General features: G+C 64.0%; 10 protein-coding genes and 1 pseudogene. 9 read left to right on the top strand and 2 right to left on the bottom strand.

The window, feature by feature from the left end; genetic code table 11:
• Positions 1-38: 38 nt before the first annotated feature.
• Positions 39-974: a hypothetical protein gene (locus ACHIRB_RS13190; protein ID WP_395124697.1), complete on the top strand. Its 936-nt coding sequence runs from the start codon at positions 39-41 to the stop codon at positions 972-974.
• Between the two features lie 3 nt (positions 975-977).
• Here ACHIRB_RS13190 and ACHIRB_RS13185 read toward each other — a convergent pair whose 3' ends face one another.
• Positions 978-1496 carry a ribonuclease H family protein gene (locus ACHIRB_RS13185; protein ID WP_395117660.1) on the bottom strand — a complete coding sequence of 173 codons (519 nt, stop codon included), beginning with the start codon at positions 1494-1496 and terminating at the stop codon, positions 978-980.
• Between the two features lie 244 nt (positions 1497-1740).
• On the opposite strand from ACHIRB_RS13185, the gene ACHIRB_RS13180 reads away from it, so the two are divergent.
• On the top strand, positions 1741-2997 hold the full coding sequence (locus ACHIRB_RS13180; RefSeq protein ID WP_395124698.1) for a DUF445 domain-containing protein: 1257 nt from the start codon (positions 1741-1743) through the stop codon (positions 2995-2997).
• 14 nt (positions 2998-3011) lie between these two features.
• On the opposite strand, the gene ACHIRB_RS13175 is transcribed toward ACHIRB_RS13180, so the two are convergent.
• Positions 3012-3623, bottom strand: coding sequence for a TetR/AcrR family transcriptional regulator (locus tag ACHIRB_RS13175; RefSeq protein WP_395124699.1), 612 nt, complete (start codon positions 3621-3623; stop codon positions 3012-3014).
• Between the two features lie 190 nt (positions 3624-3813).
• Here ACHIRB_RS13175 and ACHIRB_RS13170 point away from each other — a divergent pair.
• The 7 genes and pseudogenes from ACHIRB_RS13170 to recD all read left to right on the top strand — a co-directional run.
• A pseudogene (locus ACHIRB_RS13170) lies at positions 3814-4461 on the top strand (energy-coupling factor ABC transporter permease); the annotation flags it as partial.
• Entirely contained in the window at positions 4456-4875 is a 420-nt protein-coding gene (locus ACHIRB_RS13165) for a PDGLE domain-containing protein (RefSeq protein ID WP_395124739.1), read from the top strand. The pseudogene ACHIRB_RS13170 and the gene ACHIRB_RS13165, both read left to right, overlap by 6 nt.
• The gene (gene cbiQ, locus ACHIRB_RS13160; protein WP_395124700.1) at positions 4872-5630 is read left to right on the top strand and encodes a cobalt ECF transporter T component CbiQ; all 759 of its coding nucleotides are present in this window, start codon (positions 4872-4874) and stop codon (positions 5628-5630) included. The genes ACHIRB_RS13165 and cbiQ overlap by 4 nt, the downstream gene beginning before the upstream one ends.
• Positions 5627-6349: an energy-coupling factor ABC transporter ATP-binding protein gene (locus ACHIRB_RS13155; RefSeq protein WP_395124701.1), complete on the top strand. Its 723-nt coding sequence runs from the start codon at positions 5627-5629 to the stop codon at positions 6347-6349. Before cbiQ ends, ACHIRB_RS13155 begins: the two co-directional genes overlap by 4 nt.
• A gap of 90 nt (positions 6350-6439) precedes the next feature.
• Positions 6440-9736, top strand: a complete 3297-nt coding sequence (gene recC, locus ACHIRB_RS13150; protein WP_395124702.1) for an exodeoxyribonuclease V subunit gamma — start codon at positions 6440-6442, stop codon at positions 9734-9736.
• On the top strand, positions 9733-13038 hold the full coding sequence (locus ACHIRB_RS13145) for a UvrD-helicase domain-containing protein (RefSeq protein WP_395124703.1): 3306 nt from the start codon (positions 9733-9735) through the stop codon (positions 13036-13038). Before recC ends, ACHIRB_RS13145 begins: the two co-directional genes overlap by 4 nt.
• Entirely contained in the window at positions 13035-14903 is a 1869-nt protein-coding gene (gene recD, locus ACHIRB_RS13140; RefSeq protein WP_395124704.1) for an exodeoxyribonuclease V subunit alpha, read from the top strand. Before ACHIRB_RS13145 ends, recD begins: the two co-directional genes overlap by 4 nt.
• Positions 14904-14926: the final 23 nt, after the last annotated feature.

Below are 14926 nucleotides of genomic sequence, written 5' to 3'. Positions count from 1 at the left end.
GCCCACCCCGCGAACTTCTACGAAAGGCTCCAACTTAGATGACCGACGAACCGAAGTCGGAAGACGTCGAACCCGAGGGTTCGAAGGCACCTGATGCCAAGTCAGAAGCCGCAAAGCCGGACGCTGCAAAGACTGAAGCCGCAAAGCCGGTCGAGGTGACGAAGACCCCCGCTACGACGCTGGCGAAGAAGGCCGCACCGGCCGCGAAGGCAGCAACGGGGAAGGGGACGGCAGCCAAGTCGACGGCAGCCAAGTCGACTGCAACGAAGGCGACTACAACAAAGGCGACTTCGACCAAAGCCGCAGTGGCGAAGCCGAAGCCGACCAAATCCGGTTCCGGGTTTCTCTCGGACAAGAAGCTCGTCGGCGTCGCAGCGCTTGCCGCGGTAGCTCTCGTCGCTGCTGTCGTGCTCGGTGCTCTGCTCTGGAACAACCAGCGCAACGACACTGCACGCGACGAAGCCAGGGATGCGGCGTGCGCGTACGCCAAGGTTGTCCTCGACATCGACTACAACAACTTCGATCAGTACGTGACCGACGTGCTCGCCGGTGCTACTGGCGATTGGAAAGAGCAGTTCCAGCAGGACACTGCGACGTACAAGGACGTCTTCACGAAGGCGCAGATCGTGTCGAAGGCAGAGACGGTCGATTGCGGTGTGAAGTCGGGTGACACGGAGAAGGCGTCGGTCGTCGTCGCGATCGGTCGCTCGATCACTGGCGTTCTCACTCAGGGCCAACCGCAACCGAGTCAGGTTGCCATGGTGATGGATCTGGAGAAGATCGGTGACAGCTGGATCGCCAGCAACATCGATGCGCCGCTGTTCGGACCCGAGTCGTCGGACACGCCCGCACCCGGAGATCCCGGTCAGCAGCCTGTGCCAGCTCCAGCTCCGGCGCCAGCTCCAGCTCCAGCGCCAGCGCCAGCACCGGCTCAGCAGCCCGCGCCAGCTCCGGCACCGGAGCCCGCGCCGTAAGACCTAGAACAACGTCATAGCTTCGGAAGCCGGAGCTGGAGCCACCCGTGGTTTCGGCTTCGGCTTCGTTGTCGTCTCGGCTAGCGCGGCTGATGCGGCTGCCTCGCGCGCTGCTTCACCTGCCAAAGCATCGGCTTGTTCGTTGTAGTAGTTGCCGACGTGTCCGCGCACCCAGCGGAAGCGGACGGGACCGGAGCGAGTCGAGATTGCCTTGTCGAGCGATTGGATGATGTCGAGATTCTTCACCGGTGCACCGGCAGCTGTCCGCCAGTTCTTGCGCTTCCAGCCGGGGAGCCATTCCGAGGCGCATTTGATCGCGTACTGCGAGTCGCTCTCGATCAGCAGCGGCTCCTCGCCGGGATGGGCGGTGATCGCTTCGAGCACGGCGAGCAGCTCTGCGATCTGATTCGTCCCGACTGCGCCGCCGCCGCTTGCACTCGGCCCGCTGTGATCGACCCATGCCCAGCCGATCGGTCCGCCAGGGTTACGTAGGCAGGAGCCGTCCGTGCTGACGATGATCATGGCGTCGAGTCTATTTCGTTCCACCGACATTGTCGGTAGGCGACACCGACAATCCGATGCCCGCAATTGCTGCGGGTGGCTTCGGGCGCAAGGCCGGAATCAACAGTCCAGGGACGGCGCCGGTGAGTTCGACGCATCTCCGCAAGGAAGGGCCACCTGCCCAGCTTGTTCGGCCGCTGCTATGGCCGTTTCGCGGCTAGTCTTCGAGCACTGGTCGGAGGTGATTTTGGATAGTCACTTGGTGATGGAACTGATAACCGTGCCGTTGTTCACGGGCGTTATCGGCTACATCACGAACTGGACGGGTGTGTTGATGCTGTTCACCCCGTTGGAGTTCCATGGCTTCCGAATGCCTGGGCTGAAGTTCGCGTTTCCGTACTTTCCGCGGCGGATCCAGGTGTTGCCGATCTACAAGGACGGCGAGCGGCTCGGCTGGCAGGGGATGGTGCCGTCGCGCGCGGAGAAGATGGCGAGTCTCGCGATAGATCGCAGTCTTGCGAAGGTCGGCAATATCTCCGACTTCTATCAACAGCTGGACCCTGACAAGATCGCCGATCATTTCCTGACCGTGGCGCGGCCGGTGATCCCTGATCTGGTCGACCGGGTCATGGAGAAGGAGAACCCCCTTCTCTGGCGAACGCTGCCGGAGTTCGCGAAGGATTTCGTCTATCGGAAGGTCGACGAGGACCTGCCGAAGAACGCGGGCAAGATCAACGAGGAATTCGTTGCCCATCTCGACGACCTGATCGATGCCAAGTCGATGGCCATTCGATTTCTCGTCGAGCATCCGAAGTTGCTGAACGACGTGTTCCGAGAGTTCGGGGCGAAAGAGCTGAAGTTCATGCAGAACTTCGGTTTCTACTTCGGCTACCCGATGGGCTTCACGCTTGTCGCGCTGCTGCAGGTGCTGCCCTATTGGTGGGTGCTCCCCATCGGCGGCATGGTGCTCGGCTGGGTGGTGAACTACCTGGGCATAACGATCATCTTCGAGCCGATCCAACGGACCAAATGGGTGCCGTGGAAACAGGGTCTGATGTTGAAACGGCGTCCGGAAGTTATCACCGGATACGCCAAGATCCTGTCCGAGCACGTGGTCACGATGGACAACATCGTGGACGAACTACTCACCGGTCCACGGTCGGACCGCACGATGCTGATGCTCGACAAGATCATCTCGGAGACGATCGACGACTCGGTCGGTCGCGGTATGACGATCGTGAAGACCGTGGTCGGACCGCAGCACTACGAACGCTTGAAGTCCGACGTCGTACCCATTGCGCTCGAATTCTTCCCCGACCTGACGCAGGACAGCGATTTCATCGACGAGCAGAAAGGTCGCATAGCGACCTTCGTCGAGGTCCAGATGAGCAAGCTCAGCCTCGAAGACTTTCAGTCGGTGTTGCGTGGTGCCGTCAAACAGGACGAATGGCTGCTCTTCGTACACGGCGGGATTCTCGGCGGTCTAGCGGGCTGTCTGCATCTGGCGATCTTCGGCGTCTGACCCCGTAGGCGTTGTCACGCCAGTGCTTGCACGGCTTCGGCGTAGTTCAACAAAGTTCGCAGACCGTCGGTGACCAACCGCGCAGAGATGGAGGGGTCCATCGCTCGCTGAATGCCGAGTCCGATCCCGAGGCTGAGCAGGCTGCTTGCCGCGTCCTCGACCGGCATCGGCAGCGTCACGCCTATCGACGCGGTCGTCGACTCGAGTAGGCCGACCACCATCCCCCGGACGATGCCGAGTGCGGAAACCAGCGCGGCGCGCAGTTCTTCGTCGTCGCGGGCGGTGACGAAAAGTTCGAACTCGAGCATCGTCCAGCCGACGTCGCCGAGTGTCTTTTCGGCCCAGGCCTGAAATTGGTCGAGGCGATCCTCGATGCTGCCCGGCGCTGATAGCAGTTCGGCCACCTCGGCGAACTTGCTGGTGTGGATGAGGTCGAGTACTTCGAGACTGAGTTCCTTCTTGCTCTTGAAGTTCGAGTACACGGCCCCTTTGGAAAATCCTGCGCTCTCGGCAACACGTTCGAGAGAGGTCTGCGCGTAGCCGTCGGCCAGAAAGAGGTCTCTGGCGGTCGATATCAGGACGGCACGTGTCTTGGCTTGACTCTCTGCCCTGGTCAGACGGGTCATGCACGCTCCTGAGCTGAGGTCGGTATCGGTGTACCAAGGGTATCCCAAGGCGGCTTCGCCACTCGTGCGTCCTTTGCGAGGGCCGAGCCTCCGAAAAGACTCACGAGCGGCGAAGTCGACCCAGAAAATTCATCTGTTCAATTGAACAGATGAACGGAGTAATGTCCTGATGATGGAGTCGACCATTGCAATGCATATGAGCGACGGAATCGTCGACGCACCAACGTCATTGCTTTTTGCAGTGATTGCGGTTGCCGGCCTCGCCTACGCATCGTTGCGCGCCCGTGCGGAACTCGACGAGAGGGCCGCGCCCATGGCCGGCCTCGTCGCAGCGTTCATCTTTGCGGTCCAGATGGTCAACTTCCCGATCCTGCCCGGGGTAAGCGGGCATCTGCTCGGTGGCGCGCTCGCTGCCATCCTCGTCGGCCCCTACGTCGGCGCGTTGTGTGTGGCGATAGTGCTTGTGGTGCAGGCGTTGCTCTTCGCCGACGGCGGGCTGACGGCACTCGGTACGAACATCACGAACATGGCACTGATCGGAGTCGCTGCCGGTTACCTGCTTGCGCGTCTGCTGCTCAAACTCCTCGCCTCGCGTGGCGAGGCGGGGATAGCTGTCGTGGCCTTCTTCGCTGCGCTCGGCGGCACGGTGACGGCGGCCATGGGATTCGTCCTCGAGTACGCAATGGGCGGTGCGTCGGGGTCGTCCTTGGGTGAGGTCACCGGCTACATGCTGATCACCCACGTTCTCATCGGTGTCGGCGAGGGCCTCATCACGGCAGTAACCGTGACCGCGGTAGTCAAGGCCCGTCCGGACCTTGTCTACCTTTTGCGGGTGACCGATCGCAGTCGTACTGCCCTGCAAGAGGATTCGAATAGACAGAAAGCCACTGGTCCGTCCAACAAGACCACATTTCTGGTCGCATTCGCGGCATCGGCGTTTGTCATCGCCGGGCTCGTCTCCTACGTCGCGAGTTCACAACCGGACGGACTCGACGCGACAACTCAGCGCGGCTGCACGGTGACGGAGGTCGACGGTGCCGAGCAATTGACCGGCGAGTGCATCGCTCAGTCCGCGAAAGAACACCACTTTGCGGGCGCTCCGCTCGCCGACTACACGATCGGCGGCAACTCCACGCTGACCGGTATTGCCGGAATCATCGGTGCTGCAGCAGCATTCGCCGCGCTTATGGTAGTCGTGCGCATCGTCCTGGTAGGACGAAAGCGCACGGATAGGACCAGCGTCTCCTCGTGAGCGCGACGCATTCGCTCCACCTGCCAGGGCACTCTCGGATACATCGAGCGCCCGCCGAAACGAAGATCGTCGCGGCGGTCGTGGCCGTGTCCGCGGTGGTCGCAACGCCACGCGACATGTTCTGGCCGTTTTTTGTGTACGCGCTACTCGTCCTGGTGGTGTGGCGGGTCGCAGAGATACCGCTACGTTGGATCGCGCCCAGACTGTTGATCGAGCTACCCTTCGTCGTTCTTGCTGTGCTGCTGCCGTTCGCAGAAGGTGGACCCCGGACCGACTTTCTCGGGATGTCACTGTCGAACCAGGGTCTGGTCGCGGCCTGGGGCATTCTCGTCAAAGGAACACTCGGCGTTGCTGTTTCGCTTACCCTCGCCGCGACGACGAGCGTGCGAGATCTACCGGGTGGACTGACCCGGCTACGTGTTCCCGGGCTGATCGTCACCATCGTCGTGCTGATGCTGCGGTACGTCGACGTACTGGTCGGCGAGGCGATGCGAATGAAGGTCGCGCGAGTGTCGCGCGGCGACGATCCGCGTACCTTTCGCCAGGCCGGTGCCACCGCACGCGGGGCAGGGGCGTTGTTTCTGCGGGCGTACGAGCGCGGCGAACGGGTCCACGTGGCGATGTTGTCGCGTGGATTCACCGGCGCTACACCGGATTACGGATCCCCGATTGCCACGACCCGATCGTGGCTCGGCGCGATGGTGCCCGCGGTCGGCGCGGTACTGGTCTGCCTGCTCGCGTGGTGGTTGCGATGATCGAAACAGATGTGACGGTTGCTGTTCGGGTGACGGACCTGTCCTACTCATATCCCGACGGCACAGTGGCGCTGCACGAGGTGAACCTCGACGTCTCGGCGGGCGAACGTATCGCTGTACTCGGCCCGAACGGTGCAGGTAAGTCGACGCTGATGTTGCAGCTCAACGGAGTACTCACTGCGACCGCGGGGTCGGTGCGGATCGGCGACACCATCCTCGACGGCAAGACGGTCCGCCAGATCAGGCAGCGCGTCGGCCTCGTCTTCCAGGACCCCGACGACCAACTTTTCATGCCGACGGTCGCGCAAGACGTCGCGTTCGGGCCTGCCAACTTCGGTGTGAAAGGCGCGGAGCTCGACGAGCGGGTCCGCGAGGCCCTTGCCGCCGTCGAACTGACTCATCTTGCCGATCGTTCTCCGGCGCGGCTTTCGGTCGGCGAACGCAGGCGCGCGGCGCTGGCTACGACGCTCGCCTGCCGCCCCGACGTCCTCGTCCTCGACGAACCCGCGGCGAATCTCGATCCCGTCGCCCGTCGCGAACTCGCCGGTGTACTTCTCGGCCTGCAGACGACGATTCTGATGGTGACTCACGATCTCCCGTATGCCGAGAAGATCTGCGAGCGCGCGGTGATCCTGGATTCCGGCCGTATCGTTGCCGACGGTCCGATCGCGGATATCCTCACCGATCGCGAACTGCTCGAGCGCCATCGGCTAGCTTGACGGTGGCTGGGTATATACAGGTCTTAGCAAAGACAGGCCTGCAAACAAACGACCGGCCTGGTAGACAACGACCGACGACGGGGGTGCGGTGTGCTGAGGGTGCATCGCGCCGAACGGTCCAGCACGCTGGCTACCGCGCTCGCAACTGTGCTGGCGACCCCGCTCGCCGATCCGTTCTCCCCCGAGATCATCGCCGTGCCTGCAAAGGGTGTCGAACGCTGGCTCAGTCAACGACTGTCGCTGTCCCTGGGCGCAACCAGCGGTGACGGAGTTGCCGCGAACATCGAGTTTCTCAGTCCGACAACACTTGTCGACGAAGTCCTGGCGACGGCGCATGGCACGACGACGCAGGACGATCCGTGGTCCTACTCGACGGTGGTGTGGACGATACTCGAGGTCGTCGACGAATCGTTGGACGAACGCTGGGCCGGCGTCCTTGCGCGTCATCTTGGGCACGGCGCGTCCGATCACCGAGCTGGTCGGCGCTACTCGACGGCTGCACATATCGCCGATCTCTTCCGGGGATACGGCTCGCAGCGGCCGCAACTGTTCCTCGACTGGGCTGCCGGTCGTGATACCGACGGGCTCGGGTCCGACCTCGACCCGGATCTGCTGTGGCAGCCGGAGCTGTGGCGCCGACTGCGGGACCGGATCGGCGCGGACAATCCGGCGCAACGGCTAGATGAGGCCTGCCGACGGATCCGTGAGGAACCGGAACTGCTCGACCTGCCGGGCAGAGTGTCGCTGTTCGGACCGACGCGGGTAAGCGCCGAACAGCTCGCAGTGCTGACCGCGTTGAGTGTGCGCCGCGACGTCCATCTCTGGCTGCCACATCCGAGCCCGGTGCTCTGGACGAAGTTGTCGACTGCGACGGTGGCCCGACGAGACACACGCCGTGCAGACGACGACACCGCGATGCAGGTCGAGCATCCGTTGCTTGCCAGCTTGGCTCGCGACGTCCGTGAGGTGCAATCACGTCTGATGGCAACGGGCGTTTCCTACGACGATGTCTATTACGCTGACCCCCAAGCAGATTCGGGTACCTTGCTGCGCAGAGTGCAGGCCGACATTCGCTCGGACCGACTCCCGACACCCGGCACAGACCTCGATACGACGCTGCAGATTCATTCGTGTCACGGCGCTCCCCGCCAGGTGGAGGTGCTCCGGGAGTGCCTGTTGCGCCTGTTCGACGACGACCCGACGCTGGAGCCCCGCGATGTCCTGGTGATGTGCCCGGACGTCGAGACGTTTGCGCCGTTGGTTCGCGCCGCTTTCGGACAGGGGGAACTGCGCCATCCCGGTCACAAACTTCGCGCCCGACTCGCCGATCGCGCTCTGCGACAGACCAATCCGCTTCTCGACGCTGTAGCGACATTGCTCTGGCTCGCAGACGGCAGGGTGACCGCGAGCCAGGTTCTCGACTTTGCGGCGACGATTCCGGTGCGGCGCCGATTCGGCTTCAGCGATCAGGACTTGGAGCGGCTGCGGGAATGGTCGGGCGAGGCAGGCGCGCGGTGGGGTCTTGGCCGTGCACAGCGGTCCGCGTTCGGACTTGCCGACTTCCCGCAGAACACGTTCACGACGGCGCTCGACCGCATTCTGCTCGGCGTGAGCGCCGACGAGACCGAGGTCGCCTGGCTGGATCTCGCTCTGCCGCTGGACGACGTCGACAGCAACGATATCGATCTCGCGGGCAGGTTCGCCGAGTACATCGATCGGCTCGCAGTGGTGCTGCACGCTCTGCGCGGTCCACAGCAGGCCGCGGTGTGGACGGCAGCGTTGACCCGTGCGCTCGATCTGCTGACCGACGTAAGTCGTTCCGACGCATGGCAAACCGCGCAGGCCCACCGCGAACTCGGCGCTGCGACCGAGCACAGCGGGACGATCGAGCTGCGCCTTCCCGACGTGCGGGTGATGCTGGCAGATCGACTCGCCGGCCGACCGACCCGCGCCAACTTCCGTACCGGCGAGCTGACCATCGCGACGCTTGTGCCGATGCGGTCGGTACCTCATCGTGTGGTTGTATTGCTCGGCTTGGACGACGAGGTCTATCCCCGTGCCGCGGGACTCGACGGCGACGACGTGCTGTCTCGCGACCCCTGCCTCGGCGAGCGAGACCCACGTAGCGAGGACCGGCAGCTGTTGCTCGACGCAGTGATGTCGGCAAGTGAGAAGCTGCTGATCTTCTACACCGGTGCCGATCCACTCACGGGTGCTCCGCGTCCTCCTGCTGTGCCGCTCGGCGAGTTCGTCGATGTGGTGAAAGCGACGGTCGACAGCGCAGCGGCGGCTACCGTCGTCACCCAGCATCCGTTGCAGCCGTTCGATTCTCGCAACTTCACCGGCCCGGTCCCGTTCAGCTACGACCCCGCCGCGCTTGCCGGAGCGCGGGCTAGGCAGACGCCACCGCTGCCTGCGCCGCCGCTGCTTGCAGCTCCGCTCCCGCCGCGTCAGGGCGACGTCAACCTGAACGAGTTGGTCGAATTCTTCGAACACTCCTCGCGCGCTTTCCTCCGTCAGCGGCTGACTGTCCGTGTCCCCGAGCGGGACGACGACGTAGCCGATGCGCTCGGTGTCGAACTGGATGGGCTCGCGAAGTGGGATATCGGTGAACGAATGCTGACCGCTCGACTCGCCGGTGCGCCGATCGCGGAGTTGCGCGCTGCAGAGTGGCGCCGCGGGACGTTGCCTCCGTTCGCACTCGGATCGGCGGTGCTCGACGACGTGTCGCGGACCGTCGAATCGTTGTTCGCCGCAGCCGCTCCGGTGCATGCTGGCGCCGCCGAAACTGTCGACGTCGCAGTCGAACTCGGTAACGGTCGCCGACTGACGGGGACGGTCACCGGTGTGCACGGCCACGTGGTTGCCGCGGCGTCGTACTCGAAACTTGCGCCGAAGCACAGGCTGAGAGCCTGGATCCTGCTTCTTGCGTTGGCCGCGTCGCACTCCGGACGATGGGAGGCGATCACCACCGGCAGGGGGTTCGGTCGCTCGCTACGACGCTCGTCGCTGCTTGCACCTCGCGACCCCGTCGCCGTGCTGAACCAACTTGTCGATCTGCGGGACAGAGGTCTCGAACAACCACTTCCGATGGCAACTGCGGCCTCGGCCGTGTACGCGGAACGTCGGTCCACCGGCAGCAATCCCGACGACGCGCTGCTGGCTGCTTCGGACGAGTTCGGCGGGCCCTACGGCGAAGTCAACGATCGCCATATCGCCTACATCCACGGCGCCATTCCTCGGTTCGAGGTGTTGGCGGCGGACGTTCCCCTCGCGGACGAATCCGATTGGGGACCGAACTCCGGTGCGGAACCGACCCGATTCGGCACGCTTGCCTGTCGGCTCTGGTTCCCGCTGCTCGCGTCGGAGTCGGTGACGCAGCCATGACCCGACAGGGCGCGATACCTGCATCGAGTGGTTTCGACTTGCTCGGTCCATTGCCAACGGGCACAACTGTTCTCGAAGCAAGTGCAGGGACGGGCAAGACATATGCGATCGTCGGCCTTGCGACCAGGTACGTTGCCGAGGGTGTGGTCGACCTGTCGCAACTGTTGCTGGTCACCTTCAGTCGCGCGGCCACCCGCGAACTGCGCGAGCGGACCCGGGAGCGGCTGACCGGCACCGCCGTCGCGCTTGCGAACCCGGTCGAAGCGCGAGCAGGCAAAGACGAGTTGATCAGGTATCTCGCAACCGGAACCGATGCCGAGGTAGCAAGGCGCAGAGCTCGTTTGGTCCGCGAGCTGTCCAACTTCGACGCGGCGACCATCGCGACGACCCACAGCTTCTGCCAGCGCATGCTGGACGCCCTCGGTGTCGCGGGCGAGCGGGAACCTCAGGCGACTCTTGTCGAATCGGTCGACGATCTGGTGGTCGAAGTCGTCGACGACTTGTATGTCCGCCGCTACAGTTCGGCGACTCCGGCGATCAAACTGGCCGATGCACAACGGGTGTCGAACATGGCCCTGTCCGATCGGCATGCGACGTTGGCACCCAACAACGCAGGCGAGTCCGAAGCCGGGCAGCGGGTGGCCTTCGCCGCCGCGGCTCGCACCGAAGTCGAACGCCGCAAAAGACTTTCGGGCATCCGCGACTTCGACGACCTACTTGTGCTGCTACGCGATACCCTCGCCGATCCTGAACACGGCGAAACCGCGTGCCGACGGATCAGAGATCGCTACCGCGTCGTCCTCGTCGACGAGTTTCAGGACACCGACCCGATCCAGTGGGACATCCTGCGCCGCGCATTCCACGGCACGACAACCCTGGTGCTTGTCGGCGACCCGAAGCAGGCGATCTACGCCTTCCGCGGCGCGGAGGTGCCGAGCTATCTCAACGCGGTCCGAGTCGCGGACAGCTACCAAGAATTGACTGTCAACTGGCGCTCGGACGCCGGACTGGTGCGTGCGCTCGACCGGTTGTACGGCGATGCCGCGCTCGGACACCCGGAAATCGTTGTGCATCAAGTCGATACGAATCACAAAGAGTCGCGACTGCTCGACCAGAAGCCGTTTCGCGTTCGCTACCTACCGCGGACCGGATCGGGTCCGCGCGGCAAGAGCGGCTATCCGAGTGTGGACGGGATCAGGCGGCGCATCGCTGCCGATCTTGCAGCGGATATCGCAGGCAGATTGGCCGAGGGCGATCTGATTGCCGTCGACGGGGCTGCCCGTCCGGTTCGGCCGGGTGACATCGCTGTACTTGCGCGTCGGTGGGTACATGTCCCGTACGTGCGAGAGGCCTTGGAACGCGCCGGAGTTCCGTCCGTCCTTGCCGGCGGTACGAGCGTGTTCGCGACGCAGAGTGCCACCGATTGGCTGTGGCTGCTCCAGGCGATTGCACAGCCGCGCCGCAGCGACCGTGTGCGCCTTGCCGCGCTGACTCCGCTGATCGGTTCTTGTGCAACGGATCTCGACGATCAGGGTGACGGAATTGTCGCAGAGATCAGTGGCCGGCTTCGCGAGCTGGCAGTCCTCTTCGCCGAATCCGGTTTCGCAGCACTGTTCGAACGGCTTGCCGCGGAGACTAATCTCGACGCCAGGCTGCTCGCCATCGAATCGGGCGAGCGCACCATCACCGACCTTCGTCACATCGCCCAGTTGCTCAACCGTGCGGCTATCGAGGAATCGTTCGGCATCGCGGCCCTGATCCGCTGGCTCACGGACCGGATCGAGAATCCGTTGTCCGGCAACGTGAAAGACCGGGTTCGGCGGCTCGACAGCGACGCAGCCGCAGTGCAGATCGCAACAGTGCACGCGAGCAAAGGTCTCGAATTCCCGATCGTGTACATCCCGTTCGGGTGGGACGGATCGAAGAATCCCAATCCGAGCACGCTGTTGTTGCACGGCCAGGACGGTGAACGAATTCTGGACGTCGGTGGGAAGTCGGGCCCCGGCTATCGAGAGCGAGCCGCTCGCAGCGATGTCGAGGAAGCCGGCGAAGAACTGCGCCTGCTGTATGTCGCATTGACGCGGGCGATGTGCCAGGTTGTGGTGTGGTGGGCGCCGAGTTTCTCCACCCCGATCGCCCCGCTGCATCGAATGTTGTTCGGCCGTAAAGCTGGCGACCCGGAGCCACAGCTGCGGGCCCCGGTCCCGGAAGACGATGCGACGCGGGCGCGTCTCGAGTCGTGGTCGGGCACCGATTCCGATGTGATCGCAATCGAATCCGTCGAGGGGACTCCCCTGGCGATCCCCGAGCCGATCGCCGACGTCGGCCCGCTGGAGCCGCTCGACGTGTCCCGCTTCGGTCGCACCCTCGATCAGGTTTGGCGGCGGACCTCCTATTCGGCCCTCACCGCGTCGGCGCACGACATGGTGATGGTCGGCAGCGAAGTGGAAGAGCCAGGCACGGTAGACGAACCGGACGACGAGAATCCGATCGAGGCTGCCGACGCCGTGGCTCTCGACGGGCCAATTTCTCCGATGAACGACTTCACCCCTGGTGCCGCGTTCGGCACCCTTGTGCACGAGATTCTCGAAGTGGTCGACACAACGGCTCCGGACTTGGCCGCGGAGTTGTTGCAGCGGTGCCGGGCGGCGGTTGCGACACATCTTGCGGCCATCGATCCCGAGGCGCTTTCGACTGCGCTGTCCGCAGTGTTGTCGACACCGCTCGGCTACGGCACGCTTGCAGAGGTCGCGCCGCGAGATCGTTTGGCGGAGATGGACTTCGAGCTACCACTTGCCGGCGGCGACACCCCGACCCGCGACGACGTCACCCTGCGGCGGATTGCCGCGCTGCTGCGTAGCCATCTCGCCTCCGACGACCCTCTCGTCGGCTACCCAGATCTGCTCGACAAGGTCGAAGCGACTCCGCTCCGTGGCTATCTGATCGGAAGCATCGATGCCGTTATCCGCATTCCCGGCCCTCGGTTCGTAGTGATCGACTACAAGACCAATCGCATCTCGCCGGGGCCGTTGACTGCTCTGCACTTCAGCAGGGAGGCGATGGCGGGCGAGATGATGCACGCGCACTATCCGCTACAGGCATTGCTGTATTCGGTTGCGCTGCATCGCTATCTGCGTTGGCGGTTGCCTTCCTACGACCCTGCGACCCATCTGGGTGGCGTCCAATATCTGTTCGTCCGCGGCATGGTCGGACCCGTTACCCCAGCGGGCTGCGGCGTTTTCGACTGGAACCCGCCGGCAACACTGATCGTTGCGCTGTCCGATCTGTTGGCGGGACTATGACGGACGCGCGATTGGTGCAACGGGCCAAAGGGCTGCTTGCCGTCTTCAACGAGGCGGGCGTGCTGGAGGCCGCCGATGTCCACGTTGCTGCACGGTTGCAGAAGCTCGGCGGCGAGGACTCCGAAAACGTCTTGCTGGCTGTGGCTTTCGCCGTGCGAGCGGTCCGGATGGGCTCGGTATGTGTGGAGATCGGGCGACTGCGCGAAGTGAGTGTCGACGCGGAGGAAGCCGATCTCGATGCCCTGCCGTGGCCGTCGGCTACTGAGCTGTCGGCGGAACTGCGTCGCAGCCCGTTGGTGCTCGGTCGGGCCGACAGTCCGTTGCGACCGCTACGTCTAGTCGAAACCGACGACGGCGAATTGCTCTACTTGGACCGGTATTTCCGCCAGGAGCAGACGATCAGGCAGGTGTTGGACGAACGGTCGCAACGTATTCCGGTCTTCGACGATGATGCGCTCGAATCAGGATTGCGAGAGTTCTTCGTCGATGCCGAGGATGCAAGCCGACCTTCCGTGGCGCCCGACAGGCAGCGCATCGCGGCCGCATTGGCAGTCGCGCAGTGGACGACGGTGATAGCAGGCGGACCGGGTACGGGCAAAACCCATGCGGTGGCTCGAATACTGGCTCTGCTGTTCGCGCAGCACGGCCCGGGGCTGCGGGTCGGATTGGCCGCGCCCACCGGCAAAGCCGCTGCCCAACTGGAAGAATCGGTGAACGCGCAGGCAGCGGTACTCGGTTTGCCGCCCGGCCTCAGCGCGATGACGCTGCACAGGTTGCTCGGCTGGAAACCTGGCAGCGCCAGCCGCTTTCGGCACGGTGCCACCAACAAACTCCCCTACGACGTGATTGTGGTCGACGAGACATCGATGGTGTCGCTGACGATGATGTGTCGGTTACTCGAAGCTGTTCGCCCCGATGCACGACTGCTGCTTGTGGGTGACCCGGATCAGCTCACGTCGGTCGACGCAGGTGCTGTGCTCGCGGACCTGGTTGCCAGACCTGTTGCAGCAGTGGCAAATCCGGTGTTCGACCGACTCGTCGGCGCCGACTTGGCTGCCGCGGACGATCCACTCGAAGCGGCACTGAGCCCAGCGGAGCGGCACCGACTTGCTGGTGGCGTCGTCCGGTTGAGCCGCGGTCGACGGTTCGGCGGCGCCATCGCCGAGTTGGCCGTCGCGATCAGGCAGGGCCGCGAGGACGCCGTGCTCGAGCTGTTGCACAGCGGAGTACCGGAGATTTCGTTTGCTGCGCCGGACGAGCTCGACGGTCTGCGGACCGATTTGGTCGACGCGGCAGCTGCGGTGACGACCGCTGCGCTGGAAGGTGATGCCACCGGTGCGCTCGAAGCGATCAAGGCGCACAGATTGCTCTGTGCTCATCACGACGGTCCGTACGGTGTAACGCATTGGGCGCGGCAGGCATTGGATTGGGTTGGTGCGGCCAACGGGCGGCCGATCGACCCGACCCGATGGCACGCGGGTCAACCGCTGCTCGTCACCGCGAACGACCACGAGGCGCGCATCTACAACGGTGACACCGGCGTCATCGTCGCGGACGGTCCGGACACTCTGATGGCGGCGTTTCAACGCGGCCAGGATGCAATCCTGCTACACCCGGCACGTCTGCCGGCTTTTCAAACCGTCTATGCAATGACGATTCACAAAAGCCAGGGCAGCCAGTACGACACCGTGTCCGTCCTTCTGCCTGCCCAGGCGTCCGCGCTGTTGACGCGCGAACTGTTGTACACGGCAGTCACGCGCGCCCGCAGTCACGTCCGAGTCATCGGTACCGAGGAATCGGTACTTGCAGGGGTCCGTCGCCAAGTCTTGAGGGCAAGCGGTTTGCGCAGGGTGTTCACGAACTGACGAGGGTCGTTGGCCGGGTAGTG

The sequence above is a fragment of the Antrihabitans spumae genome (assembly GCF_043944905.1).
GTDB classification, from domain to species: Bacteria; Actinomycetota; Actinomycetes; order Mycobacteriales; family Mycobacteriaceae; genus Antrihabitans; species Antrihabitans spumae.
The sequence above is the reverse complement of the archived record's forward strand: the minus strand, read 5'-3'. Positions and strand labels throughout refer to the sequence as shown.